Genomic DNA, 24,683 nt, shown 5'->3' with positions numbered 1-24,683 from the left:
AGTGAGGATGTCAGGTGATTCGCTTTCCTCGCGGTCGTACAGTTACCCCTTCGCACTTCAGGATCTTGAGTACCGTGGACTTGCCTATGCCGAGTCGCTCGGCAACGTCCAACGCACTGAGGCCAGAGTTGTACAGCTCGATCGCCTCGGCCCGGGTATGTGCCGTGATTCGCGAACGGAAAGGCCTACGTTCCGATATTCCCTGGTCATCGCTCATTCTGAGTTTATCTGGGGTGTTGGCCTTAGCGCTGGCGAGGACTACCACCACGAAGGCCGGTCGTCTCGGACGACCGGCCTTCGTTCGTTCGAGGGGGTCACCCCCGAGCGGTGGTGTACCCCTTCTCGGGATCCTCGGGCAGATCCATCTCCACCAGCACCCGGCGCAGCAGCTTCCCGGTGGCGTTGCGCGGCAGCTCGTCGAGGAAAACCACCTCGCGCGGAACCTTGTACCGGGCGAGATTCGACTTCACGAACGCCTTGATGTCCTCGGCGTTGCGGGAGGAGTCGGGGGAGGGAACCACGAAGGCTCGCAGCCGCTGCCCGAACTCGGGATCGGGGACACCCACCACGGCGGCGTCGAGTATGTCCTCCCGCTCGGCGAGCAGGTTCTCGACCTCGAGCGGATAGACGTTCTCGCCGCCGGAGACGATCATGTCGTCGTCGCGACCGTTGACGAAGAGCAGGCCGTTCTCGTCCCAGTGCCCGATGTCGCCGATCGACAGCAACCCGTCGATGCGTTCCTTGTCGCGACCGTCGGTGTAGCCGGCGAAGGACAGGCCGCTCGAGACGAAGATGCGGCCGGGGACGTGCGGCTCGGTGATGCGGTTGCCGTCGTCGTCGAACAGCACCACCCGACACGTCACGGGAGGGCGACCGGCCGTGCCGGGGGCCTGCCGGATGTCGTCGGGGGTCGCGACCGTCGCGACGGCGCATTCGGTGGAGCCGTACAGGTTGTAGAGCACGTGTCCGAACGCCTCCGTCGTCCGGCGACACACGTCGGGCGAGAGCGACGAACCCGCGGAGAAGACGATCTTCAGGCTCGAGGTGTCGTACTCGGCGATCTTCTCCGGTCCGAGGTCGAGGATCCGCTGCAGCATCGTCGGGACCACCACCAGCACGATCGCTCCGTGCTGCTCGACGAGGCCCAAGGTGTCGACGGGGGAGAAGCGCCGCATCATCACCACGGTCTGACCCAGTGCGAGGGCGAGCGCGAACTGCGAGACGCCGGTGCCGTGGAAGGCCGGGGCGGCCATGAGCATCGTCTGCCCGGGGCGCAGCGGAACCCGATCGAGGAACTGGACCGACGCGAACGGTGACGTGCGGCCGCGCGGCGCGCCCTTCGGGGTGCCGGTGGTGCCGCTGGTGAGCAATACGAATCCACCGAAGACCTCCGGCGCGGGCAGGGACGAGCCGTCCAGCCCTTCGATCGACTGCTCCAGCGTCGGGATGCCGGGGACCTCGTCGTCCGCCCAGGAGACGTACCGGCGCACGTCGTCGGGGAGCGCGGCTGCGACCTCGGCGAATTCGCTGTCGAAGACGAACGTCGAGACTTGTTCGCGCGCTGCGACATCGACGAGTTGCCGCGGCGCGAAACCGGTGTTCATCATCACCAGTCGCACACCGAGCTTGGCGGTGGCGAGCATCGTCAACACGAGACCGCGGTGATTCCGGGCCATGATGCCCATGACCGATCCCGGCTCCACCCCGGCGCGTTGCCACGCACGCACGAGGGCATTGGAGCGGGCCTCGAGTTCCTTGTAGGTGACATCGCCGGCCTCGTCGATCAGGGCGACGGCGTCGAGACCGCGTTCGGCCTGTGCGTGCACGGCGCCGGCGAAGGGGCCGTACTTGTTGGCCGCCATGATCGTCCCGATGCTGTGGTCCACGCGCGGAAAGTGCAGCAGACCTGCGCGATGGAGTACCGCGAGTGATCCGATGGTGTCCTTGACCTGGCCGATCGTGTCGTCGAGCGTGATCCGCCCACTCGTGATCCTGCCGAGAATGTCCTGACCGAGCATCCGTCCCCCTAGCTGTGTGTCGGCGTCAGCACACACAGTAGCCGTGACGTAGCTCACATTCCAGGCAATCTTCCACGGATGATCTTCCTGGAACGGGTAGAGCCCTCGCCGTACCTGCGGCGAGGGCTCTACCTCGATGGATCCTCCGACACGTCCGGTACCGTGCGCAGACACCGGTCCCATCCTTCCGGCGCCCGCGGACGGACCCCATGCCCCGAGCGTTATTTCAGTTCGGAGGACGACTTTCCGAGCACCCGCCGAGCGACGATGAGCTGCTGGATCTGCTGGGTGCCCTCGAAGATGTCGAGAATCTTGGAATCGCGTGCCCACTTCTCGAGCAGCGGCCGCTGCGAATACCCGTAGGTTCCGGCGAGTTCGACGGCCTTGAGCGAGACCGCGGTGCCGGTGCGGCCGGCCTTCGCCTTCGACACCGACGCCTCGAGGGAGTTGGGCTTCTTGTTGTCGGCCATCCACGTCGCGCGCAGCGCGAGCAGGTAGGCGGCCTCCCAGTCGGCCTCGAGCGCGAGGAACTCGGCGGCCGCGGCATGCTGGTTGTTCGCGGGGATGTCGTAGGAGACCTCGACGCCCGCCTCCTTCAGGATCGTGCGCAGTTCCTCGAGTACCGCACGACCGAGACCCACGGCCATGCCGGCCACGATCGGACGCGTGTTGTCGAAGGTCTGCATGACCCCGGCGAACCCCTTCTCGGTGTTCACCTCCGGGGAGCCGAGGATGTTGTCCTTCGGGATGCGGCAGTTGTCGAGCACGAGCACCGCGGTGTCGGATGCCTTGATGCCGAGCTTCTTCTCGAGACGCGCGACCGAGAGTCCGGGAGCCTCGCGCGGCACGACGAACGACTTGATCGCGGCGCGGCCCTTCGACCTGTCGACGGACGCCCACACGACGATGTGCGTGGAACGCTCACCGGCGGTGACGAAGATCTTCTCGCCGTTGAGGACCCACTCGTCGCCGTCGAGCACGGCCGTGGTCGTCACGGCCGCCGAATCGGATCCGAAACCGGGCTCGGTGATTGCCATGGAGGCCCACACCTTGCCGAAGCGTTCGAGCTGCTCGTCGGTGGCCACCGCGGCGATCGCGGAATTGCCCAGGCCCTGGTAGGGGATCGACAGGGTCAGGCCGACGTCGCCCCAGCACGTCTCGATGACATTGAGGAGTCCGGCCATGTTGCCGCCGTTGGCATTTCCGGCGGGGCCGTCCTGCTTGGCCTTGCTGTCGCGGCCGAGCGCGGCACCCGCCGCGCCCTGGCCGGAGTCGTTGAGCCCTTCGACCATCGCGGCCATGGTGTCGAGTTCGACGGGGTACTCGTGCTCGGCGAGGTCGTACTTGCGGGAGATCGGCCGGAAAATCTGCGCGGCGACCTGATGGGCCTGGTTCGCGGAAGCCTTGAGCTTCCGGGGAAGTTCGAGATTGATCATCACAGGTTCCTTGTTCGGGTCGGGCCGATCAGACGAGGACGACGCCCTCGGCGACTCCGATTGCTCGCAGGTCGCGGTACCAACGTTCGACGGGGTGTTCCTTGGTGTAGCCGTGGCCGCCGAGCAACTGGACGCCGTCGAGGCCGAACTGCATGCCCTTGTCGGTGGCGAGCTTGCGGGCCAGGGCCGCCTCGCGAGCGAACGACAGGCCCTGCTCGGCCCGCGACGCACCGCGCAGGGTGACCAGACGTAGACCGTCGAGCTCGATCTTGATGTTGGCCACCATGAACGCCACCGCCTGCCGGTGGCTGATGGGCTCGCCGAACGCCTCGCGCTCGTTGACGTAGGGGACCACGTAGTCGAGCACGGCCTGACCGGTGCCCATCGCCAGAGCTGCCCAGCCCAGGCGCGACAGGCGCACGGCGTCGGCGTACTGCTCGGCGCGGACGTCGGCGTCGTCGTCGCCGAGACGTGCCGATTCCGGCACCGCGACGTCCTCGAGCAGAAGGCGGCCCAGTCCGGCGGCGCGCAGGCCCATGCCCGGATCGGCCTCGATCACGACGCCCTTGCTCTTCGCCTCGACGAGGAAGAGGGACGGCTTACCGTCGAGTTCGGCTGCCACGACGAACAGTTCGGCGCTGCCCGCCGCCGGGACGAACGACTTCACGCCGTTGAGCCGGTAGCCGCTGGGGGAGCGCACCGCCTTGGTCTGCAACGCGAAGGGATCGAACAGGGCGCGTGGCTCGGCGATGACGACCGACGCCTGGGGGACATCGTCGCCGGCGAAGGCCGGCAGGTAGGTCTTCTGTTGGTCCTCGGTGCCCCACTGTGTGAGCGCCACGGCCACACCGCTCGGCGCGAGGATCGGCAGGGCCAGGCCCATGTCGCCGTGCGCGAGGGCCTCGGCGACCAGCACGTTGGTGACCACGCCGCGCTCGTCGGCGGCGCCGTCGAACGCCTCGGGTACGTTGACCATGGTGATGCCGAGTTCGGCTGCGCGCGCGAGCAGATCGGCCGGGGCCGCGGCGGCCTCGTCGGCGTCGTGCGCGGCGGGGCGCAGGATCTCGGCGGCGAACTCACGCACCGTCTCCGTGATCATCTGCTGATCGTCGGTCGGGGTGAGATCGAAGAAGTCGGCGTTCTTCGCGGTGGTGAGACGCTGCGGGCCGCTCGCGCCGCCGGACATCTTCTTGAAGGTGCGCGTGGCGGCGCCGAGGGTCTTGAAGCCGGTCTTCGTGGACTGGTACGTGATCCGGTCGATCGTCTCGCGGATCTTGTACCGGTCGGCCAGTTCGGAACCCGTGATCCGGGTGAGCACGCGCATGGCAGCACCCATGGCGTCGCGTTTGATCGGATTGAGGCCGACGGCGGACGTGTCGCGAGGCGTGTGGCGGCCCACGCTGTCTTGCTTGCTCATGATCACCAGAAGTCTCTCGATGCGGCAGCGGACACTCCCGATCTTACTTCTGAGTAAGGTCACTGTCTACCGCGCAGTAAGTTCCGCGGTGGACGCGTGTCGCCCAGCATCGTCCGCTGTGTCGCGAGCACGAGTTGACTCTCACACCGTGTGAGGTCGCAGACTCGGCGCCATGGCCGACACCACCAGGTTGATGTCCATCGGAGAGTTCTCGTCCCTGACCCGGATCAGCGTGCGGATGCTGCGGCACTACGACTCGCAGGGAGTGCTGATCCCCGCCGTGGTCGACGAGGTCAGCGGTTACCGCCGATACCTCCCCGAGCAGACCGCCGATGCCGCGCGCATTCGGCGCCTGCGCGACGTCGGCTTCGGCGTGTCTGCCTCCGCGGCACCGTCGCCGACTACTCGGCCGAAGGTGAACTGTGGCAACGCTTCATGCCCGCCCTGCAGGAGCAGGGCATCGTCCCGACCGGACCCGGCGGATGCATCGAACACGACGGCGAGTTCCGTGAGTCGGACGTCGACGAATCGGTGTTCCTGCCGGTGGCGCCGGGAACCACGGCCCGCGAGCCGCTGACGGTCCACGAGTTCCCCTCACGCCGGGCGGTCGTCGCCACCGTGACCGGGCCGTACGCCGAATCGATCCCGCGGGCCCACGAGGCGATCGCCGAATTCCTGACCGAACACGGCCTGTCCGCGGCCCGGGTCGACGACGACGTGGCCACCCACCACTTCAACGTCTATCTCGATGATCCGGGCGTCACGAACGAAGCCGACCTCGAGACCGCTGTGCATCTCCCGGTCCGCTGACGAACCCGGCCCCACGCGTGACCATCCGTGCGTGGGGCCGGCCACTCACTTCAGTCGACCGAGCACCTCGTCGTGCAGCGTGCCGTTGGTCGCGACCGCACTGCCGCCGTGCGGACCGTCCGCACCCTCGAGGTTCGTGAACCGTCCACCTGCCTCGCGCACCAGCACGTCGAGCGCGGCCAGATCCCACAGCGAAACCTCGGGTTCGAGCGCGATCTCGAGGGCGCCCTCGGCGAGCAGGCAGTAGGAGAAGAAGTCGCCGTAGGCGCGCACCCGCCACACGTCGTCGGTCAGGGCGACGAAACGATCACGGATGCCACGCTCGTGCCAGCCGCTCAGGCTCGAGAAGCTCAGCGACGCCGACGCGAGGTCGGTCACCTCCGACACCGAGATGCGCCGGGGCTCGGCACCGTCGTGCGACACCCAGGCGCCGCCGTCCGCGGCCGCCCACCACCGACGGTTCAGTGCCGGGGCGCTGACCACGCCCACGACGGGCACACCGTCCTCGAGGAGCGAGATCAGGCTCGCCCAGACCGGTACGCCACGCACGAAGTTCTTCGTGCCGTCGATCGGATCGACGACCCACTGCCGCCCGCGGAAGACCGCGTCGCCACCGAACTCCTCGCCGAGCACCGCGTCGTCCGGTCGCTGCTCGCCGAGCATCTCGCGGATGGCGCGCTCGACGGCGAGGTCGGCGTCGGAGACCGGACTCAGGTCCGGCTTGTCGTCCACCTTCAGGTCCAGCGCACCGAAGCGGTCGCGGGTGATGGCGTCGGACGCGTCGGCGAGTCGGAGTGCGAGGTCCAGGTCGGCGGTGTAGTCGGTGGTCATGGCGGAAACGCTAGCCGCCGTCGTCCGGGGCCGAGCAGCTTGCCGTCCACTCCGGGGTCGGCGCGGTGCTCGACCCGACCGGGCCCTGCCGTGTCGATCGCTGCCCACGGCGGGCCGGTTCGTCGCTCCGGTAACCTGTTGAATCGTGCATCCCGATGTTTCCGCAGCCCTGACCGAGCTCGACACGACCCTCCGCACCGTGGAGTCGGTCCTCGACGTCGAGGAGCTGCGACGGCGCATCGACGAACTCGAACACCAGGCCGCCGACCCCGAGCTGTGGAACGACCAGGACCACGCCCAGAAGGTCACCAGCGAACTGTCGCACGCACAGGGTGAGCTGCGCCGGGTCGAGGGCCTGCGCCAGCGGCTCGAGGATCTCCCGGTTCTGTACGAGCTCGCCGAGGGCGAGGAGGGCGAGGCCCGCACCGCCGCCCTGGCCGACGCCGAGGCCGAACGCGAGAGCCTGCGCGCCGACATCGAGGCGATGGAGGTGCGCACGCTGCTGTCCGGCGAGTACGACCAGCGCGACGCGCTCGTCAATATCCGCGCGGGCGCCGGTGGCGTCGACGCCGCCGACTGGGCCGAGATGCTCATGCGTATGTACATCCGCTGGGCCGACAAGCACGGCTACGGCGTCGAGGTCTACGACACCTCCTACGCGGAAGAGGCCGGCATCAAGTCCGCCACCTTCGCCGTCAAGGCGCCCTACACCTACGGGACCCTGTCGGTCGAGATGGGCACGCACCGTCTCGTCCGCATCAGCCCCTTCGACAACCAGGGCCGCCGCCAGACCTCCTTCGCCGAGGTCGAGGTGCTGCCCGTCGTCGAGACCACCGACCACATCGACATCGACGAGAACGACGTCCGCGTCGACGTCTACCGCTCGTCCGGCCCGGGAGGCCAGTCGGTCAACACCACCGACTCCGCCGTGCGCCTGACGCATATCCCGACCGGCATCGTCGTCACCTGTCAGAACGAGAAGTCGCAGTTGCAGAACAAGGTCGCGGCCATGCGTGTCCTGCAGGCCAAGCTCCTCGAGCGCAAGCGCCAGGAGGAGCGCGCCGAGATGGATGCGCTCAAGGGCGACGGCGGCAGTTCGTGGGGCAACCAGATGCGCTCGTACGTGCTGCATCCCTACCAGATGGTCAAGGACCTGCGCACCGAGTACGAGGTCAACAACCCCTCGGCGGTGCTCGACGGCGACATCGACGGATTCCTCGAATCGGGCATCCGCTGGCGTATGCGAGAAGAGCAGAAATCGTGATCGGAAACAGGAGAGGGGCCTGTGCCGTTTCTTCCCGGAGCTAGACTGCTCGACTGGTTGTCGACGAGCGGGCTGCTGATCGCACTCACGATTCTGGGTGCGGTTCTGATCGCCCGGTTCGTCTCCTGGATCGGCAGCCGCATCACGCGCCGCATCGACGAGCGCTACACGCAGTCCGACGACCTCGTGCGGTCCGAGGCGACGAAGCATCGCCATTCGGTCGCCCAGGTGGTCACGTGGATGGCGATCTCGTTCGTGTACATCGTTGCGACCCTGAAGGTGTTCGACTATCTGCAGCTGCCCATCGGCAGCCTGGTCGCGCCGGCGACCGTGCTCGGCGCGGCGCTCGGCTTCGGTGCCCAGCGCATCGTGCAGGACATCCTCGCGGGGTTCTTCATCATCACCGAACGGCAGTACGGCTTCGGCGACACCGTGCAGATCTCCGTGACCGGTGCGTCCGAGGACGCGATCGGCACCGTCGAGGACGTCACGTTGCGCGTCACCCGGGTGCGTAGCACGGCGGGTGAGGTCATCACCGTCCCCAACGGGCAGATCAACAAGGCCGTCAACCTGTCGAAGGACTGGGCGCGCGCCGTGGTGGACGTGCCGATCCCGGTGACCGCCGACATCGCCGACGTCACCGAGATGCTGCGCGAACTGGGTGTCGCCGCATACAAGGAACCCCGCCTGCGGGAGCTGTTGCTCGACGAACCGAGTGTGATGGGTGTCGAGAGCCTCGAGGTGGATCAGCTCAGCGTCCGCATGGTCGCGCGCACGCTGCCCGGCAAGCAGTTCCAGGTGGGCCGTCTGCTGCGTGCGCGGATCGCGCGAGCACTGCGTGAACGGGGCATCACCGTCACGCCCCAGCTCGACACCGCCAGCGTGGTCGATCGAGTGGAGGCACAGTGACACCGGGTGGAGGGACGTCGGGTGGGGGCGCGGCCACCGAGCCGGAGGAGAAGCACCGCAGGCGCATCCCGTCGCACCTCCTCGGTGGGCGGATCAGGACCACGACCTTCGCGTTGTGCACCCTGTGGCTTGCGCTGTGGGTGACCTACCTGTTCCTCAACCAGCCCGAGGACACCCCCGATGCGCCGTCGACCGCCGTGATCATCTCCGAGACGCCCTACGTGCCGTACGTGCCGCCGGCGACCACGGCCCCGCAGGAGAAGTCCGTGCCGGAGACCACCGACACGCCCTATCCGCCGACGACCTCGTCGACCTTCCCGCCGACGACGGCGACCGGCGTGCCGGGAAGGGAACAGGGCGGGACGCCGCCGCAGGATGCCACGACGACAGCGCCCCCCACCACGACGAACAGGCAGTTCCCGTTCGACCTGCCCACGATCCCCGGACTGAACGACCAGCAGGATCCGACGGTGACCGAGGACACCGACGCTCCGTCGTCGTAGAGCACCGACGAGCCGGTGCCGTAGGTCACCGTCCGGTAACGGTTAGCATGTCCACGTGATCCGGCTGGAGAATGTGTCCAAGTCCTACAAGACGTCCACGCGTCCCGCGCTCGAAGGGGTCTCGGTGCACGTCGAGAAGGGCGAGTTCGTCTTTCTCATCGGTCCCTCCGGATCCGGGAAGTCGACCTTCCTCCGGTTGCTCCTGCGAGAGGAGAAGCCCACCACCGGCGACATCCACGTGGCCGATTTCCACGTCAACCGGCTGCCGGCGCGTCGCGTACCGAAGCTGCGCCAGAATCTCGGATGCGTCTTCCAGGACTTCCGGTTGCTCCAGCGCAAGACGGTCGCCGAAAACATCTCGTTCGCTCTCGAGGTGATCGGTAAGCCGCGCGGAGTGATCGAACGGACGGTGCCGGAGGTTCTCGACCTGGTGGGACTGTCCGGCAAAGCCGACCGGTTGCCCGCCGAACTGTCCGGCGGCGAACAGCAGCGTGTCGCGATCGCGCGTGCGTTCGTCAACCGGCCGCTCGTGCTGATGGCCGACGAACCGACCGGCAACCTCGACCCCGAGACCAGCCAGGACATCATGCTGCTGCTCGAACGCATCAACCGCACGGGCACGACGGTGCTCATGGCGACCCACGACCACCACATCGTCGACTCGATGCGGCGACGGGTCGTCGAACTCGATCTCGGACGCGTCGTGCGCGACGAGGCACGCGGCGTCTACGGCGTCGGCCGCTAGATCCCGTCACCCGAGCATCCCCACCAGGCAACCGAAGGAATCCCACCCGATGCGTGCCAGCTTCCTGTTCAGCGAGGTCACCACCGGCCTGCGCCGCAACCTCACCATGACCATCGCGATGATCCTCACCACGGCGATCTCCCTCGCGCTGTTCGGTGCGGGGCTGCTCGTGGTCCAGATGGCGGGCAAAACGGAACGGATCTTCCTCGACCGGGTCGAGGTGCAGGTGTTCCTGACCGAGGACATCTCCTCGCTCGATCCGGAGTGCGAGCAGGATCTCTGCTCCACCCTGCGCAGCGACCTCGAGAGCACCGACGACGTGGTGTCGGTCCAGTACCTGAGCCGCGACGACGCCGTCCTCGACGCCACCGATCGTGTCTTCGCCGATCAGCCCGAACTCGCCGAACTCGTGAGTGCCGACAGCTTCCCTGCCTCCTTCAAGATCAAGATGTCCGATCCGGATCGATTCGCGGCGATCCAGGACGATTTCGGTACCCGGCCCGGCGTCGACAGCGTGCTCAACCAGCAGGATCTCGTCGAGCGTCTGTTCGGCGTGCTCGGCGGTATCCGCAACGGCGCGTTCGCCATCGCCACGATCCAGGCGATCGCGGCCGTGCTTCTGATCGCGAACATGGTGCAGATCGCGGCCTTCACCCGCCGCACCGAGGTCGGCATCATGCGGCTGGTCGGCGCGACTCGCTGGTACACGCAGCTGCCCTTCCTCCTCGAAGCGGTGATCGCCGCGATCGTGGGTGCCGCACTCGCCATCGGCGGACTCTTCGTCGCCAAGAGCATGTTCGTCGACGACATGCTCACCGAGGTCTACGACGCGAACATCGTCGCCCGCATCACCGACAGCGACATCCTTCTGGTCTCGCCGTTCCTGGTCCTCGTGGGCGTGGGAATGGCCGCTCTCACCTCGTATGTGACCTTGCGTCTGTACGTGCGTGAATAAGGTGTCGTGCGAGGTTCCTATGCTGGACGGTGTTCTGTTCGATCGATCGTGGACCGGAAAGGCCTGCACGTGAAGGAAAAGGGCCGGAAGGTCATCGCGACCAACCGGAAGGCGCGCCACAACTACACCATCCTCGACACCTACGAGGCGGGCATCGCCCTCGTCGGTACCGAGGTCAAGAGCCTGCGGGAGGGAAAGGCCTCCCTGGTGGACGCATTCGCGACCGTCGACGACGGCGAGGTGTGGTTGCGGGGTCTGCACATTCCGGAATACGGGCACGGCACGTGGACCAACCACGCTCCGCGCCGCACCCGCAAGCTGCTGCTGCACCGTCGCGAGATCGACGCGCTCGTCGGCAAGACCCGGGAGGGCAACCAGACTCTCGTGCCGCTGTCGATGTACTTCTCCGACGGCAAGGTCAAGGTCGAGCTCGCGCTCGCCAAGGGCAAGCAGGACTACGACAAGCGTCAGGATCTCGCCCGCCGGACCGCCGAACGTGAGGTGACCCGCGAGCTCGGCCGGCGAGTGAAGGGCATGAGCCGCTGATCGCGGTCGCGCTCGCGCTTCTCGCGGCGGTCGGGTACGGCCTCAGCGATTTCGCCGGGGGTGCCGCCTCCCGTCGCGCGAGCGCACTCGGCGTCGTCGCCGTCACCTACCCGGCTTCGCTCGTCGTGTCCCTGATCGCCGCGTCGATCGTCGGCGGCGACCTCACCGCGGCGTCCCTCGCGTGGGGTGCCGCAGCGGGCGTGGCCGGCGGCATCGCCGTCTGGTGGTTCTACCTCGCACTGGCGAACGGGCCGATGTCGGTCGTCTCACCGGTCACCGCTGTCGTCGTGGCCGGAATCCCCGTGCTGTTCGGGATCGCGACGGGGGACCGGCCCGGTCTGCTCGCCTATCTCGGCATCGTCGTCGCGGTGATCGCGGTGGGGCTGGTCAGCCGCGAATCCGACGAAACCGTCACCGGTGTCGGACACCCGCGCTTCACGTCGAGGATCGCGTGGTGGACGGTCGGATCGGGCATCGCCTTCGCGTTGTCGTTCATCGGCCTCGGTCAGGTCGGCACCGGCACCGGCCTGTGGCCGCTCGCCGCCTCCCGCGCGACCGCCACCCTCGTGGTCTGGCTGGTGATCGCCTTCTCGTGGCGCACCGTGGTGTGGCCGATCCGGTCGCTCCTGCCGATCCTGATCGGGATCGGCGTGATCGACGTGATCGCGAACGGTGCACTGCTGTTCGCCTACCAGCACGGCCTGCTGTCGCTGGTGAGCGTGATCGCGGCGCTGTATCCGGCGGTGACGGTGCTACTCGCCGTCATCGTGCTCGGAGAGCACGTGAGCCGGGTGAAACTGCTCGGCCTGCTCGCAGCCGGACTGGCCGTCGCACTCGTCAGCCTGCCCGGCTGATCCGGGGTGGGGTGGGAAGAACACGAATCCTGGAGGCGCTGGACCCGGCATCGTGGAAAGCGCGTCACCGGACGGAGCGCTACGGGTGACACCCGGCGACGCCGGACTCGGGTCACCCCGACCCGGTTCCGTTGCCGGTGAGCGGCGGTGTGAGTAGGCTCATGACCCGGCAACGAATCGTTTTCGAGAGTGGGAATGACATCGGGCCTTCGGGTCGTTACAGTAGGTAGTCCTGCGAAGGTCGCAGGCGCGTACGGGGCTGAACGGTTTCGACTGCGTACGTTGAGCAAGGGGAAGCGTGTCGGTGCAGGCAAGAGACCACCGTAAGCGTCGCTGCAACCAATTAAGCGCCGAGTCCACTCAGCGCGAGTACGCCCTCGCTGCCTAAGCGAGCGCGTCTCTGTCAGCCCGGGTTTGCTCTCGACCCGGATCCTGGCATCGACTAGAGAGCTCTACCGTACGGCTCGGTCGCGGAGACGTGCGGGACAACAAACAGCGACTGGGATCGTCATCTCGTCTTGTTCGCGAGAACGGGAGATCCGAGTAGAGACATAGCGAACTGCACACGGAGAAGCCCTCGCGAGGCGGCGGAGGACCCGGGTTCGATTCCCGGCAGCTCCACCATCGACCCGGGTAGGTGATCGACCATCGATCACCTACCCGGGTTTCTTGTTGTCCGGGTGAGCCTGATCGGCAGCCTCGGGAAACGGCAGTGCCCGCCGTCGAGACTCAGAGGGTGAGTGTTCTCGACGACGGGCACGGTCGCTGTCGGTCCCGGAGACGTCGGAGACGGCGCCGAAACAGCGAGAGCGAAACGAAAAAATGTCCTCCCCGGCATCGTCTTCATTTCGTTCACTGAAGTTAGCCCACCTAATTGTGAACGCCAATACTACTTTCGGGTCAGAAACTTTGGTCCCATGGCCGTGATGACCTTTTCGTCAGTATCCGTACCGACGCGCGGATCGGGGTACTCATCCCGCGCGTGCCGCGGATCGGCGGCAAGATGAGAACACCACCATCGACGAGGAGAGCACATGGCGCACGAACGAGCGGGACAGCCGGCCACCGCGGCGGATCTCGAAGATCTCGCACACCTTGTCACCGCCTACTACACCGTGCAACCGGATCCCGAGAACGCCTCGCAGCAGGTGGCTTTCGGCACGTCCGGTCATCGCGGCTCGAGCCTCGACGGTGCGTTCAACGAAGCCCACATCCTCGCGACCACCCAGGCCATCGTCGAATACCGCGCCCAGCAGGGCACTTCGGGCCCGCTGTTCTTCGGCCGCGACACGCACGCCCTGTCCGAACCGGCCTGGGCGAGCGCGCTCGAAGTGCTCGTCGCGAACGGCGTCGAAGTGGTCGTCGACTCCCGCGACCGCTACACCCCGACTCCGGCCGTCAGTCACGCGATCCTGCAGCACAATTCCGGCTCCGGTGCCCGCGCCGACGGGATCGTCGTCACCCCCTCGCACAATCCTCCGCGCGACGGTGGCTTCAAGTACAACCCCCCGTCGGGTGGTCCGGCCGACAGCGACGCGACGTCGGTCATCGCCGCTCGCGCCAACGAACTGCTCGCCGCCGGACTCGACGGGGTGAAGCGGGTGCCGCTCTCGTCGGCGCTCGCGTCCGCCGGACGACACGACTTCCTCGCCGCTTACATCGACGATCTGCCGAACATCGTCGATCTCGACGTCGTCCGTGCTGCCGGGGTACGGATCGGCGCCGACCCGATGGGCGGTGCGAGCGTCGACTACTGGGGCGAGATCGCCGAACGGCACGCCCTTGACCTCACCGTCGTCAATCCGCTCGTCGACGCCACCTGGCGGTTCATGACGCTCGACACCGACGGGAAGATCCGCATGGACTGCTCGTCGCCGAACGCCATGGCATCGCTGATCGGCAACCGCGAGGCCTACGACCTCGCGACCGGCAACGACGCCGACGCCGACCGGCACGGCATCGTCACCCCCGACGCCGGTCTGCTCAATCCGAACCACTATCTCGCCGTCGCGATCGACTACCTGTTCCGCAATCGCCCCGGTTGGGCGGAGTCGAGCAAGGTGGGCAAGACGCTCGTGAGTTCGTCGATGATCGACCGGGTCGCCGCCGGCCTCGGCCGCGACCTGCTCGAGGTGCCGGTGGGCTTCAAATGGTTCGTTTCCGGGCTGAGCGACGGTTCGCTGGGCTTCGGCGGGGAGGAGAGCGCCGGTGCGTCCTTCCTCCGGCGCGACGGCTCGGTGTGGACCACCGACAAGGACGGCATCGTCCTCGCCCTGCTCGCGGCGGAGATCACCGCGGTGACGGAGAAGAGCCCGTCCCGCTACTATGCCGAACTCGTCGATCGGTACGGCGACCCCGCTTACGCGCGCGTGGACGCCCCGGCGACGCGCGAGCAGAAGGCGGTGCTGTCGAAACTGTCGTCCGAGCAGGTCGGCGCCACCGAGCTCGCCGGCGAACCGATCACCGCGACGCTCACTGCGGCACCCGGCAACGGTGCCGCGATCGGTGGCCTGAAGGTCACCACCGAGAACGCGTGGTTCGCCGCCCGCCCGTCCGGCACCGAGGACGTCTACAAGATCTACGCCGAATCGTTCCGCGGCCCCGACCATCTCGCCGAGGTCCAGCAGGCGGCACGCGAACTCGTCTCGTCCGTCCTGTCCTGAGCCCGCTCGCCCACCGCGCGACCGGGCGAGGTCGTGCGCCTCGCTAACATCGTGGGCATCATGCGGACACGTGATGCGGCTTTGCCGCGGGAAATCTGGGTTCTGGTCGTCGCGAGTTTCGTGATCGCGCTCGGCTTCGGTCTCGTCGCTCCCGCGCTGCCCCAATTCGCGCGAAGCTTCGACGTCGGTGTGACGGCGGCGACGGTCGTCGTGTCGTCGTTCGCGGCGATGCGACTGCTCTTCGCACCCGCGAGCGGGTCGCTGGTGCAGAAGTTGGGGGAGCGGCCCGTCTACATCACGGGCCTGCTCATCGTCGCCCTGTCGACGGGCGCGTGCGCATTCGCGGCGAGCTACTGGCAGCTGCTCGTCTTCCGGGCCCTCGGCGGCATCGGGTCGACGATGTTCACGGTGTCGGCGCTCGGTCTGCTCGTGCGGATCGCGCCCCCGGACGCCCGCGGGCGTGTGTCCGGCCTGTACGCGACCAGCTTCCTCATGGGCAACATCCTCGGCCCGCTCTTCGGCGGTGCCCTTATCGGACTGGGGCTGCGCGCACCCTTTCTCATCTACGCCGTGGCGCTGCTCGTCGCGGCCTCGGTCGTGGGGATCAGCCTGCGCTCGTCGGAACTCGCCCGTCCCGACAGTGGGGACGGCGTGCCCGTCATGCGCCTGCGCGACGCGCTGCGCTCGCCGGTCTACCGCGCGGCGCTGGGATCGAACTTCGCCAACGGCTGGGTGGTGTTCGGGGTCCGCGTGGCGATGGTGCCTCTGTTCGTCGTCGAGGCGCTCGACGAGGGTGAGGCGTTCGCGGGTGTCGCGCTGACCGCCTTCGCGGTGGGCAACGCACTCGTCCTCATCAAGTCGGGCAAGCTGTCCGACCGGTTCGGGCGGCGCCCCTTCGTCCTGGCCGGTCTGGTGGTGTGCGGGGTCAGCACGATCGCCATGGGATTCACCGAGAGCGTCGTCTGGTTCCTCATCACCTCGTTCGTGGCGGGTATGGGGTCCGGGCTGTCGAATCCCTCGCAGCAGGCCGCCGTCGCCGACGTCGTGGGCAGCAAGGCCCGGGGCGGGCCGGTGCTCGCGACCTTCCAGATGGTCGCCGATGTCGGCGCGGTGATCGGTCCGGTCGCCGCAGGCTTCCTCGCGGACCGGTTGTCCTACTCGACGGCCTTCGCGGTCACGGGTGTGATCATGCTAGCGGCGACGCTGCCGTGGTTCGTCGTCGGACGCCCCCGGGTCGTCGAGCAGGCGACACAGGTGACCGACGACACGGCGCGGTGAGACGACCGCCCGGTATTGTCGCCGGCATGTGGGTCGGTCTCGTCTCCACGCTCGCCCGATACGGTCTGGCGGCAGTGTGGCTCGTCTCCGGTTGGGTGAAGTTCTCGGATCCGACGCAGACCGTCGTGGCGGTACGGGCGTACCAGATTTTGCCCACCGGCTGGGTGCGGCCGTTCGCCGCCGCCTTCCCCGTTCTCGAACTGGCCCTGGGCCTGGTCCTGCTCGTCGGTCTCGCGACGCGCTTCGCAGCGCTCGTCAGCGCCTTGGGGCTGGTCGCGCTCGTCGCCGCGATCGCCTCGGCGTGGGCGCGCGGCCTGTCGATCGATTGCGGCTGCTTCGGGGGAGGAGGTGTGGTCGAGGGCGTCGACGGCCGCGACTACGCGATCGAGATCGCCCGCGACGTCGGCTTCCTGGCGATGTCGATATGGCTGGTCGTCCGGCCGCGCACCTGGTTCGCGCTCGGTCCGGGTTCATGTGCTTCCCTCTCAGCGGCCCCTCAGCCGTCGATGGCAGAGTGAGATCGTCCTTCCCCACCGACGAGCAGTAGAGGGCAGCATCCGTGAGCGCGAAGAAGGTCTCATCCGGCAAGTACACACCGCAGCCGACGTCGAACAGGGTCACCTACATTCTCGGCGGCATCGCGATCCTGGTGATCGGTGCGCTCGTCATCGGTGGTGTCCTGTGGTCGTCGGGCAGCGGCGATCCCCGCAACGACGGTTACGGCTCCGTGCGGAACGGCGCGGTGGAAGTGTCGATCGAGGACGACGGCGCAATCCTGCTGGGCCGCCCCGACGCCCCACGGACCGTCGACCTGTTCGAGGACCCGCTGTGCCCCTACTGCGCCGAACTCGAACACAAGCACTCGCAGGAGCTCGCCCAGGCGATCGACGACGGCCAATTGGCGATCCGGTACCGGATGCTCGCTTTCCTCGACCGGGCGTCGAGCAGCGGCGACTACTCGACCCGCGCGGTGGCGGCGGCGCAGTGCGTCGCCGAGAGCGGCGATGCCCGCGCGTTCTCCGCATTCCACGACGCCCTGCTGTCGCCCGACAACCAACCGGCCGAGGGTGGCGACGGTGACATCGACAACGCGGGTCTCGCGCAGATGGCGCGCGACGCGGGTGCCTCCGAGGACGTCGCGCAGTGCATCACCGACGGCGCCCGGATCGATCAGGCCTCGGCCGACGCGGAGGCGGGACGCCGTCTGCTCGCGACGACCGGAGCGGCCGGCACGCCGGCTGTCGTGTACGAGGGGACCGTTATCGACGCCCTCGGCGACGAGAACTGGGTGACCGAACTCGTCGGATAGACGGAGCGGTGGCGGGAGCTGCGCACGGTGCGTGCTCCCGCCACAGTCACGCTGTCTACCAGCCGATTTGTTGGCGTCGAGCGCGATGGTGTAGTTTTCTTTCAGCGCGAAGGGGTCAACCGGAGCGCAACGGTACAACCGAATACGGGGCTATGGCGCAGCTGGTAGCGCACCACACTGGCAGTGTGGGGGTCAGGGGTTCGAGTCCCCTTAGCTCCACAAGATCGCTACAGGCGAGAGTTCACGCTCTCGCCTGTAGTCTTCGGTGGCGGTCCCCGTCAGGGCCGTGCAAGGGGCTATGGCGCAGCTGGTAGCGCACCACACTGGCAGTGTGGGGGTCAGGGGTTCGAGTCCCCTTAGCTCCACGTAAGTTGAGCAAATCGAAACCTGCCCCGCCTGAGTGCGGGGCAGGCTCGTTTCTGCGGTCACCGGCTCGGGGATGTCGGTGTTGACGTGATCCGGGTTGGCCTGACACGCCGAGCAGCGAGCTTGGCGGAAGGATCGACCATGACGGAAACACTGGAGCCCATGGCGGACGAGATGAACCAGCTGGAGTTGGCGCAGCAACTACTGGCCCAGGCCGAGGAACAAGGCGTCTAACTGATGGGCCCGAACGGACTGCTCGGGCAGTTGACGAAGACCGTGCTCGAAACCGCACTCGACGCTGAGGAACGAGCCGACGAGAGTGTCGACGCAGTCGAGGTTCAGCCCGGCGACGAATTCGTCAAACGGGTGCAGGGCATCAGCGAGGATCACCCCGTGTCAGACCTGAGTTCCACAAGTTGACGTCGTTTCTAGCCAATTCGTTAGGATCGCTGCAGGTCACGAGTTCGAGCATGTGGCGCGCGGGTCACTAATCGAGCGGAGTTTGGAGGAGGTGGATCTGTACGTGGTGCAGTCCAAGACCGCCTCCGGGGCCATCGGCGTGCAGATCTGGGAGAAGATCCGCGGTCGGCGCCAGATGATCGCGCACATCGGCTCGGCCCACACGCCCGGCGAGCTTGCGGCATTGATCGAGATTGCTAAGCAACGAATCAACGCTAACCAGCACGAACTCGATCTCGGGCTGGAGGATCGAGCCTCGGCGGTGGTCCGAGGTGAGATAGTTTTAAGCCACCCACCGGATGGCTCTCGGGCATCAGAAGTTACCGTTGGATACAGTTCACTTGGCCTCCCCGAAACCATAACCGAGAGATTCAAAAACGAGGCAGGCCAAACGTTTAGCCGATCAAAGATAAAGTGATACAGCAATGCCAACCACATTGACAGTTGATAACGAAACAGTCGAAGCTCTTGTCGAGAAACTCGCCAACGACCGCTATTTTCTCGCCGAATATCCCGCAGACCACGCTGCCTTTATCCTCTTTTACGAGTCAAACACAATAAAACTCCTTGCCGCCGCTTATGGGCCTCAGCGTGAGGATAACGTCGGCGACATCCACCCCAAGACGTTTGGGATTCTAAAAGCGGTAGTCAACAACACTTGGCTCGACAACCGGGAAGACCAACCCGGCGAACCTGTCGCAGGGGTGATCCAGTGCGACCTCGAGGCGAAGTCCGCAACCGTGACCTACCACCTCGGCAACGAAGCCGAGGCCTGGCGCTTCAACGATGACAACTCCATGGAGCTTCGAGCCGCGCTGGCCCCCTGACCCGACCCCCACTGAGAGGACTTGGCATGCCCGCTCCCCAGACGACTGACCCGACAGCGCTGCTCGGCCGGTGGGAATTGACCGGCTTCTCCGAACAGGACGCCGGACACCGCTCGGGCAGCTACGCGATCATCTTCCGCGACCGTTCGCTCTACACCCCGGAAACCATCTCCCCCGCCGGAGGCGAAACGCTCGAGATCACCGACTCCGACGGCGAGGTCCACTTCTCCATGCGAGGCGGCGCCAAGGTCCCCTGGACCTCCGCCGAGAAGGAGCAGGGCGTCCTGACCGACTCGATCGAGGACCAGGACGGACGCATCGTCAGCAGCGTGGCGCCATATCTCCGCATGGAGCGACTCGTGGACGGCACCTGGGTGAGCAAGTACTCCGACAGCGACCTCGACATGAACAGCAACCTGTTCACCGACGGCCCCGACCTCATCCTGATGGTCACCACCATCGTCGACGAACTCTACGTCACCAAATACTTCTACCGCTTCTCCCCAGCCTGAGCATTCCGTGCGACCATTACAGGCTTTTCCCAGATGACGGTGTAGGTCGGCCGGGCGCGTCGGTCCGCAGATAGACGTCGAGGTCTCCCGACGATGGAGGTTCCTACGCCATCCATCCGAAGGACCTCGACGTGTCCGACGCTACCCCGCTGGCCGGCTTCGGCCGCCCTGACCTGACCGCCTTCGCGGCTCATCCCAATCGACCCTGATCGGGTCTGCTGACCTCCTCGACGAGAACGCAGCGACATCACAGCCACCCAACCCCGACCGTCCGGAAGCCGGGGCACGTCACATGGCCTGTGCTGCGGGCGTGTCGAGTGGGTCGTCCAGGGGCGACGCAGGAGCGTCGACGCGACGTGCTGAGAGGTGGTTCCAACCGAGCGCTAGGACACCGGCTACAGGCATGGCGATAGGTCAGGAACGGCGTCGCTCCCTGCGCAGGAGGGAGCGCAGAGTCTCGGCGTTCGCGTAGCCGACCCGTAGCGCGATCTCGGCGGAGGTGAGGTCCGTGGTTGCTGAGAGGTGCCGAGCTCGTTCGATGCGAAGCCGTTGGACGAAGCCGAGCGGAGTGAGGTTGAGCGCCGCACGGACTCGTCGTTCGAGGGTGCGCCGGCTGGTGCCGAGCGACTGCGCGACGAAGGCGACGTTGAACGGTTCGTCCAGGCGGGCGCGCACGAAGCGTTCGAACTCGACGACGATCGGGTCCTCGTGCCGGAGATGTTCGTAGGCGACGAAGGCCGCCTGCGACGGACGCTCGTCGATGATGAGGAGCTTGGCGACATATTGGGCCAGGTCGGGGCTGATCGATCGCACGAGTGAGAGCGCGAGGTCGATGTGGGCGAACGCGGCGCCGGCGGTGACGAGGTTCCCGTCGACCACGACCATGGTGTCGAGATCGAGGGCGACGGTCGGATAGCGCTTCAGGAACTCCGGCCCCAGGAACCAGCTGGTCGTCGCCCGCCGATGATGCATCCGTCCGGTCTCGGCGACGGCGAACACGCCGGTGCACGCCGCGGCGATCCGGGTGGTCGCGTCGTCGAGGCGCCCGAGTGAGGCGATGACCGAACGTGCATCTCGGCTCTGGAGGGCGTCGTTGGTAGCGGCGGCCGTGAGGGTTCCAAGCGCAGGGACGACGACCACGTCGAACTCTCCGGACTCCGACAGCGGGTGGTCTACCGACAGGGTCATCGATGCCGTCGTGGTCACTCGCCGTTTCGGTCCGAGGATGGCGAGTTCGATCGGGTCGATCCGCGGGTCGACATCGCCGCGGGCTCCGTCGGCCACCCGCACGATGTCGATGACCGACGCGACAGCCGAACCGAAGCAGCCGTCGATCGCGATCAGTCCGATACGCATGGCGCGAACAATAGCAATACTGTCGTATACGCCACTCCCCACCGGCCCTCGCTCGTCATACGCTGAACTCGCCCCACGAAGAACCCCGACTTCAAGGAGAACCCCTCATGTCCACACCAGCATCACTTCCGTATGCATTCGTCGCCAAGATCGTCGCGGCCGATGGACAGCACGACGCGCTCGCCGATCTGCTCGCCGGCGCTGTCGCACTCGCCAACGAAGAAGTAGGAACGATTGTCTGGTTCGCGGCTAGGACCCACGCCGACACCTTCTGGATCTTCGATGCATTCCCCGACGAGGCCGCTCGCGACGCCCACGCCAACGGCGCCATCGTCGCAGCCCTGATGGCCAACCAGCACCTCCTCGGCGCAGCGCCCGAGATCCTGGCGGCCGACGTCCTCGCGTCCAAGCTCCCGTAGTCCGCCAACACACGAGACGATCGCGCCCCGCCGAGCCGTCGGACCCGACCGCCTCGACACCCGCACCACGTTGACGATCCCCGACGGGCCGATCACGAGGAGGCCAGGCAACACCAGGCGCAAGCCTGGAGCGGCACTGTTTCACCGGTGGTCATCGAGAGAGCCAGCGCGGTTCCATGGCAGCGCAACTGTGTCAACTTGCCCTCCGTCCCGCGAGGCGCCGTGGGCGGGTCGTGGTTGCGATCCGTTGCCGTGACGGGAGACGCATTGCGCGTCGCAGCGATGACGGGTCGTTGGCGAAAGAGGGGTGCTTGGCCGCGATGCGCCGCCACAGGTCCCACGCCCGCGCGGGACCTTCGTCGAGTCTGGCCGCATTGTGGTGGGTGCCGTCGTCGGAGTTCTCTGTGAGCGAACCGATCGTGGCGAGCACGAGGTCGTCGGGACCGAGGTCGACGCCGCCGAGCACGCCGCCCTTTGTCCAGTGGATGCGGGTGGCCTGTTTACGGTCGCCGTCGAAAACGAAGTCGATGTCGGTGACCTCGGTGGAGAACTCGAATCTCACGCCCTGGTCCAGGAGCCAGCGGTACATGGGCAGCACGAGCGATTCGTAGCTTTCTCGCTCAGGCCGAACTCATTGTTGGTGACGAACTCCTCGCCCTGCCGGTGTGTGACCCGGTTGAGTGAGTAGTTGGGTCGTCTTTGTTGAGCCAGTAGAACTCGTCGAGGACGGATCCGTCGACCTCGAGCGACGGGATGGTGCGGAACAGATCCCAGAGGCACTCCATGTGGTCTTCCATCTCGCGCCCGCCGCGGATGACAAACCCTTTGTCCGGCTTCTTGATACCGTCCAGCGCGCCGCCGGGCAGGTCCAGGCGCTCGAGGATTGTGATCTTGTCGCCGGAGAGTTGCCCGTCGCGGATCATGAACACCGCCGAGGCCATCGAGGTGAGCCCGGCGCCGACGAACCAGGCGGTCTTGTTCTCGACTTCCTCGGGCTTGCGGGGGCGGGCGAAGGCTTCGTAGTTTCCACTGCTGTAGTACATCTGGCTTGCACGTCCTCTCGTGGACTGTTCTGCCGCGGTCGTGGGTCAGTTGTAGGTGTAGAAGCCCTCGCCGGTGGCGACGCCCAGCTTGCCGTGGTCGATGTACTCGCTCTTCAGCCAGGCCGCGAGCGCCTGGTCCTCCTCCCCGCCGTGGGCGAGGATGTTGTACGGGGTGGCCAGGCCGATGACATCGGTGATCTGGAAGGGGCCCATCGGCGCTCCCGTGCCGATCCGCCACACGTTGTCGATGTCCTTCGGCTCGGCGTATCCGCCGGCGGCGAGTGCGTACCCGGCGTTGAGGAACGGCACCAGTAGCGAGTTGAGGACGTAGCCGGACTTCTCCTTGTACACGGGGATCGGAACCATCCCGATGTTGCCGGCGAAGGCGACGACCTCGTCGAACACGGCCGGATCGGTGTCGGCGGTGCCCATCACCTCGGCGGTGTTGAACTTCCAGACCCGGTTCGCGAAGTGCAGCGCGAGGAACTTGGCGGGGCGTCCGGTGGAGTCCTTGAGGTCGCTGGGCAGAAGTGTCGACGAGTTCGTTGCGAAGATCGTCTTCTCCGGTGCGAGCTCGCCGAGCCTTCGGTAGGTGTCCTGCTTGATGGACAGTACCTCGGGGATCGCCTCGATGACCAGATCCGCGTCCGCGACCGCGTCGGCGAGGTCGGAGGAGAACCGGACGCGGGTGAGCGCCTCGTCCGCCTTCCCCTCGGCTGCCCCCGCGACTCCGTCGTCCTTGTAGGTGGTGACGAGAGCGTCGAACCGCTTCTTGGCTGCCTCGATGGCGTCGCTGCTGATGTCATATGCGGTGACCTGGAAGCCGCTGTAGGCGGTCTGGAAGGCGATCTGGGTGCCGAGGACTCCGGTTCCCAGGACGGTCACGTGTGTGATGTTGCTCATTGTTCTGTTTCCTTCATTCCTTCTCGGGCGGCGGATCCGGCCGCCGGGGTGTGTGCAGCACGCCGGTCACGATGAGCGTGACCTGACGTCTGAGGTCGTCGATCGCGTCAGCCTCGGGGATGTCCGAGGCCGTCATCCGAGCGATCGCGAGATGAGTTACGGCGAACAGCGAGGATCCTGCGACGCGTGCCTCCCCGTCGCTGAGGGTCGGAGCGGCGCGTCGTAGCGTGTCGGAGAGGGACGCCTCGAGCTCGAAGATCAACGCCATGCCCTCGGCCCGGAACTTCGCGTCGTGAGGGCCGAACAGCAGCTCCCGCTGGTACGCAGCACTGTTCTCCGGCTCACGTGCGGCAGCGACGACGAGCGGGTGCAGGCGGGCGAAGACCGCGGCGGCAGGATCCGGCGTCAACGCCGCACGCGCGGCGCCCTCATCTATCGATGCCCGGAGTGCCTCGTTGTAGACCATGAGTAGCAACTCGCTCTTGGTCGCTGCGTACCGGAACAAGGTCCCCGCTGCGACCCCGGCCGCGGCGGACACCTCCTGCGTCGTCACTGCGGAGAACCCGCGCGCACGCAACAGGTCGGACGCGGCGCGAAAGATTCGCTCCCGCTTGAGCCGCATGTTCTGCTCGCGGCGGGACTCTATCTCCCGAACGCCCGGGCGCCGTCCGCGCTCTGAAAGCTGCTGCACCTCGCTCACATTAATGAGCGTACTCATTTTTTTGCGGACCGCAAAGGGCGTACGCACGCGATCGGCGACAGGCGTGGCCGGTGTTGTGGCTCTTCACTATGGATCTCGTGGACCGGTTGGTCTGACTCCTTGATGGGCGTGACGGTCTCGGCTCGGTGGGCGCAGGATGGGTCTGGTGGGCGGGTCTGGCTCACGGCTCTTCTGACGCCACTGCAGGTTGGTGGCTGTCCTGTCTGCGACGTGTCGACCGGCTCGGCTCACTCGTTTGAGTGCAGCCCGGCGGGCCGTCATGTCCTGATAGGAGTCTGGCGAGATCCCCGATAGTGAACTGACTGACGCCCGGCCGGACTGCGCACCCGACAAGATGGAAGGGCGCAGTCCCATGGTGAATCAGGATCACCTCGAGGTCTACGGCGGAATCGATACCCACGCCGACACCCACCACGTCGCAGCGATCGATGCCACCGGACGACGACTGGCAGATGTACAGGTCCCAGCGACCGCGGCCGGCTACCAGGCGGCGTTGCGGTTCCTGCGGTCCTGGCCTGGGCTGGTGAAGGTAGGCATCG

The 24,683-nt window shown here is 66.7% G+C and carries 25 protein-coding genes, 2 tRNA genes, 1 other RNA gene and 3 pseudogenes; 22 read left to right on the top strand and 9 right to left on the bottom strand.

What is annotated here, in order from left to right; all coding sequences use genetic code 11:
- Positions 1-10: 10 nt before the first annotated feature.
- The 4 genes from K3M35_RS26925 to K3M35_RS16760 form a co-directional block, all read right to left on the bottom strand.
- Positions 11-217 (bottom strand): helix-turn-helix domain-containing protein, encoded by a 207-nt coding sequence (locus tag K3M35_RS26925; protein WP_220666733.1) that lies wholly within the window; start codon positions 215-217, stop codon positions 11-13.
- Positions 218-314: 97 nt separating this feature from the next.
- Positions 315-2,018, bottom strand: a complete 1,704-nt coding sequence (locus tag K3M35_RS16770) for an acyl-CoA synthetase (protein ID WP_052040031.1) — start codon at positions 2,016-2,018, stop codon at positions 315-317.
- A gap of 221 nt (positions 2,019-2,239) precedes the next feature.
- Entirely contained in the window at positions 2,240-3,454 is a 1,215-nt protein-coding gene (locus tag K3M35_RS16765; protein ID WP_064851514.1) for an acyl-CoA dehydrogenase family protein, read from the bottom strand.
- A gap of 28 nt (positions 3,455-3,482) precedes the next feature.
- On the bottom strand, positions 3,483-4,877 hold the full coding sequence (locus K3M35_RS16760; protein ID WP_019288455.1) for an acyl-CoA dehydrogenase family protein: 1,395 nt from the start codon (positions 4,875-4,877) through the stop codon (positions 3,483-3,485).
- 166 nt (positions 4,878-5,043) lie between these two features.
- On the opposite strand from K3M35_RS16760, the pseudogene K3M35_RS26685 reads away from it, so the two are divergent.
- A pseudogene (locus K3M35_RS26685) lies at positions 5,044-5,190 on the top strand (MerR family DNA-binding transcriptional regulator); the annotation flags it as partial.
- 116 nt (positions 5,191-5,306) lie between these two features.
- Entirely contained in the window at positions 5,307-5,681 is a 375-nt protein-coding gene (locus K3M35_RS26235; RefSeq protein ID WP_259444142.1) for a GyrI-like domain-containing protein, read from the top strand.
- Positions 5,682-5,726: 45 nt separating this feature from the next.
- Here K3M35_RS26235 and hisN read toward each other — a convergent pair whose 3' ends face one another.
- Positions 5,727-6,512 carry a histidinol-phosphatase gene (hisN, locus tag K3M35_RS16750; protein ID WP_006550344.1) on the bottom strand — a complete coding sequence of 262 codons (786 nt, stop codon included), beginning with the start codon at positions 6,510-6,512 and terminating at the stop codon, positions 5,727-5,729.
- 145 nt (positions 6,513-6,657) lie between these two features.
- Here hisN and prfB point away from each other — a divergent pair, with 145 nt between their 5' ends.
- The 18 genes and pseudogenes from prfB to K3M35_RS16660 all read left to right on the top strand — a co-directional run bounded on the left by prfB (position 6,658) and on the right by K3M35_RS16660 (position 19,702).
- Complete coding sequence (gene prfB / locus K3M35_RS16745; protein ID WP_006550345.1) at positions 6,658-7,776, top strand: peptide chain release factor 2; 1,119 nt, start codon at positions 6,658-6,660, stop codon at positions 7,774-7,776.
- Between the two features lie 21 nt (positions 7,777-7,797).
- Positions 7,798-8,685 carry a mechanosensitive ion channel family protein gene (locus K3M35_RS16740; RefSeq protein WP_006550346.1) on the top strand — a complete coding sequence of 296 codons (888 nt, stop codon included), beginning with the start codon at positions 7,798-7,800 and terminating at the stop codon, positions 8,683-8,685.
- Complete coding sequence (locus K3M35_RS16735) at positions 8,682-9,188, top strand: hypothetical protein (protein ID WP_006550348.1); 507 nt, start codon at positions 8,682-8,684, stop codon at positions 9,186-9,188. The genes K3M35_RS16740 and K3M35_RS16735 overlap by 4 nt, the downstream gene beginning before the upstream one ends.
- A 55-nt stretch (positions 9,189-9,243) precedes the next feature.
- Positions 9,244-9,933, top strand: coding sequence for a cell division ATP-binding protein FtsE (ftsE, locus tag K3M35_RS16730; RefSeq protein ID WP_006550350.1), 690 nt, complete (start codon positions 9,244-9,246; stop codon positions 9,931-9,933).
- 49 nt (positions 9,934-9,982) lie between these two features.
- On the top strand, positions 9,983-10,888 hold the full coding sequence (gene ftsX / locus K3M35_RS16725; protein WP_006550352.1) for a permease-like cell division protein FtsX: 906 nt from the start codon (positions 9,983-9,985) through the stop codon (positions 10,886-10,888).
- A 69-nt stretch (positions 10,889-10,957) separates the two neighbouring features.
- Entirely contained in the window at positions 10,958-11,434 is a 477-nt protein-coding gene (gene smpB, locus K3M35_RS16720; RefSeq protein WP_024101458.1) for an SsrA-binding protein SmpB, read from the top strand.
- The gene (locus tag K3M35_RS16715; protein WP_220666782.1) at positions 11,431-12,288 is read left to right on the top strand and encodes an EamA family transporter; all 858 of its coding nucleotides are present in this window, start codon (positions 11,431-11,433) and stop codon (positions 12,286-12,288) included. The genes smpB and K3M35_RS16715 overlap by 4 nt, the downstream gene beginning before the upstream one ends.
- 255 nt (positions 12,289-12,543) lie before the next feature.
- Positions 12,544-12,912: a transfer-messenger RNA gene (gene ssrA / locus K3M35_RS16710) on the top strand.
- Between the two features lie 410 nt (positions 12,913-13,322).
- Positions 13,323-14,951, top strand: coding sequence for a phosphoglucomutase (alpha-D-glucose-1,6-bisphosphate-dependent) (gene pgm / locus K3M35_RS16705; protein WP_217579635.1), 1,629 nt, complete (start codon positions 13,323-13,325; stop codon positions 14,949-14,951).
- Positions 14,952-15,011: 60 nt separating this feature from the next.
- Complete coding sequence (locus tag K3M35_RS16700; RefSeq protein WP_033097228.1) at positions 15,012-16,229, top strand: MFS transporter; 1,218 nt, start codon at positions 15,012-15,014, stop codon at positions 16,227-16,229.
- 26 nt (positions 16,230-16,255) lie between these two features.
- Positions 16,256-16,747: a MauE/DoxX family redox-associated membrane protein gene (locus K3M35_RS16695; protein WP_024101455.1), complete on the top strand. Its 492-nt coding sequence runs from the start codon at positions 16,256-16,258 to the stop codon at positions 16,745-16,747.
- A gap of 41 nt (positions 16,748-16,788) precedes the next feature.
- Positions 16,789-17,538: a DsbA family protein gene (locus tag K3M35_RS16690; RefSeq protein WP_220666732.1), complete on the top strand. Its 750-nt coding sequence runs from the start codon at positions 16,789-16,791 to the stop codon at positions 17,536-17,538.
- A gap of 146 nt (positions 17,539-17,684) precedes the next feature.
- Positions 17,685-17,757: transfer RNA gene (locus tag K3M35_RS16685), tRNA-Ala, on the top strand.
- A gap of 73 nt (positions 17,758-17,830) precedes the next feature.
- Positions 17,831-17,903, top strand: a tRNA-Ala gene (locus tag K3M35_RS16680).
- A 163-nt stretch (positions 17,904-18,066) separates the two neighbouring features.
- A pseudogene (locus K3M35_RS26680) lies at positions 18,067-18,207 on the top strand (IS256 family transposase); the annotation flags it as partial.
- A gap of 208 nt (positions 18,208-18,415) precedes the next feature.
- Positions 18,416-18,781, top strand: a complete 366-nt coding sequence (locus K3M35_RS16670; RefSeq protein WP_143543586.1) for a hypothetical protein — start codon at positions 18,416-18,418, stop codon at positions 18,779-18,781.
- Between the two features lie 7 nt (positions 18,782-18,788).
- A complete protein-coding gene (locus K3M35_RS16665) occupies positions 18,789-19,190 on the top strand; it encodes a hypothetical protein (RefSeq protein WP_006550362.1) in 402 nt (133 codons plus the stop codon).
- A 26-nt stretch (positions 19,191-19,216) separates the two neighbouring features.
- A complete protein-coding gene (locus tag K3M35_RS16660) occupies positions 19,217-19,702 on the top strand; it encodes a hypothetical protein (RefSeq protein ID WP_033097161.1) in 486 nt (161 codons plus the stop codon).
- Between the two features lie 414 nt (positions 19,703-20,116).
- Here K3M35_RS16660 and K3M35_RS16655 read toward each other — a convergent pair whose 3' ends face one another.
- Positions 20,117-21,058 (bottom strand): GlxA family transcriptional regulator, encoded by a 942-nt coding sequence (locus K3M35_RS16655; protein ID WP_039586057.1) that lies wholly within the window; start codon positions 21,056-21,058, stop codon positions 20,117-20,119.
- Positions 21,059-21,165: 107 nt separating this feature from the next.
- Here K3M35_RS16655 and K3M35_RS16650 point away from each other — a divergent pair, with 107 nt between their 5' ends.
- Positions 21,166-21,477: a putative quinol monooxygenase gene (locus K3M35_RS16650; RefSeq protein WP_006247389.1), complete on the top strand. Its 312-nt coding sequence runs from the start codon at positions 21,166-21,168 to the stop codon at positions 21,475-21,477.
- A 298-nt stretch (positions 21,478-21,775) separates the two neighbouring features.
- Here K3M35_RS16650 and K3M35_RS16645 read toward each other — a convergent pair.
- The 3 genes and pseudogenes from K3M35_RS16645 to K3M35_RS16635 all read right to left on the bottom strand — a co-directional run.
- Positions 21,776-22,520: pseudogene (locus tag K3M35_RS16645) on the bottom strand (oleate hydratase); the annotation flags it as partial.
- Between the two features lie 45 nt (positions 22,521-22,565).
- Positions 22,566-23,423, bottom strand: a complete 858-nt coding sequence (locus K3M35_RS16640) for a 3-hydroxyacyl-CoA dehydrogenase (protein ID WP_024101447.1) — start codon at positions 23,421-23,423, stop codon at positions 22,566-22,568.
- 13 nt (positions 23,424-23,436) lie between these two features.
- Positions 23,437-24,123, bottom strand: a complete 687-nt coding sequence (locus K3M35_RS16635) for a TetR/AcrR family transcriptional regulator (protein WP_230811593.1) — start codon at positions 24,121-24,123, stop codon at positions 23,437-23,439.
- Between the two features lie 373 nt (positions 24,124-24,496).
- Between K3M35_RS16635 and K3M35_RS16630 the strand changes: the two genes are divergently transcribed.
- Positions 24,497-24,683: IS110 family transposase (locus K3M35_RS16630; RefSeq protein ID WP_220666731.1), on the top strand; the 187-nt coding region annotated here is incomplete at its 3' end.

It is taken from the genome of Rhodococcus sp. DMU2021, from assembly GCF_019641445.1.
Taxonomy (GTDB): Bacteria; Actinomycetota; Actinomycetes; order Mycobacteriales; family Mycobacteriaceae; genus Rhodococcus; species Rhodococcus pyridinivorans.
Note: the sequence above shows the minus strand (reverse complement) of the source record. Positions and strands in the feature narration are given on the sequence as shown.

Excerpts from the sequence above, each read along its gene's own strand:
- K3M35_RS26925 (WP_220666733.1), bottom strand. The coding sequence starts at position 217 with ATGAGCGATGACCAGGGAATATCGGAACGTAGGCCTTTCCGTTCGCGA.
- K3M35_RS16770 (WP_052040031.1), bottom strand. The coding sequence starts at position 2,018 with ATGCTCGGTCAGGACATTCTCGGCAGGATCACGAGTGGGCGGATCACG.
- K3M35_RS16765 (WP_064851514.1), bottom strand. The coding sequence starts at position 3,454 with ATGATCAATCTCGAACTTCCCCGGAAGCTCAAGGCTTCCGCGAACCAG.
- K3M35_RS26235 (WP_259444142.1), top strand. The coding sequence starts at position 5,307 with ATGCCCGCCCTGCAGGAGCAGGGCATCGTCCCGACCGGACCCGGCGGA.
- hisN (WP_006550344.1), bottom strand. The coding sequence starts at position 6,512 with ATGACCACCGACTACACCGCCGACCTGGACCTCGCACTCCGACTCGCC.
- ftsX (WP_006550352.1), top strand. The coding sequence starts at position 9,983 with ATGCGTGCCAGCTTCCTGTTCAGCGAGGTCACCACCGGCCTGCGCCGC.
- pgm (WP_217579635.1), top strand. The coding sequence starts at position 13,323 with ATGGCGCACGAACGAGCGGGACAGCCGGCCACCGCGGCGGATCTCGAA.
- K3M35_RS16700 (WP_033097228.1), top strand. The coding sequence starts at position 15,012 with ATGCGGACACGTGATGCGGCTTTGCCGCGGGAAATCTGGGTTCTGGTC.
- K3M35_RS16695 (WP_024101455.1), top strand. The coding sequence starts at position 16,256 with ATGTGGGTCGGTCTCGTCTCCACGCTCGCCCGATACGGTCTGGCGGCA.
- K3M35_RS16665 (WP_006550362.1), top strand. The coding sequence starts at position 18,789 with ATGCCAACCACATTGACAGTTGATAACGAAACAGTCGAAGCTCTTGTC.
- K3M35_RS16660 (WP_033097161.1), top strand. The coding sequence starts at position 19,217 with ATGCCCGCTCCCCAGACGACTGACCCGACAGCGCTGCTCGGCCGGTGG.
- K3M35_RS16655 (WP_039586057.1), bottom strand. The coding sequence starts at position 21,058 with ATGCGTATCGGACTGATCGCGATCGACGGCTGCTTCGGTTCGGCTGTC.
- K3M35_RS16650 (WP_006247389.1), top strand. The coding sequence starts at position 21,166 with ATGTCCACACCAGCATCACTTCCGTATGCATTCGTCGCCAAGATCGTC.
- K3M35_RS16640 (WP_024101447.1), bottom strand. The coding sequence starts at position 23,423 with ATGAGCAACATCACACACGTGACCGTCCTGGGAACCGGAGTCCTCGGC.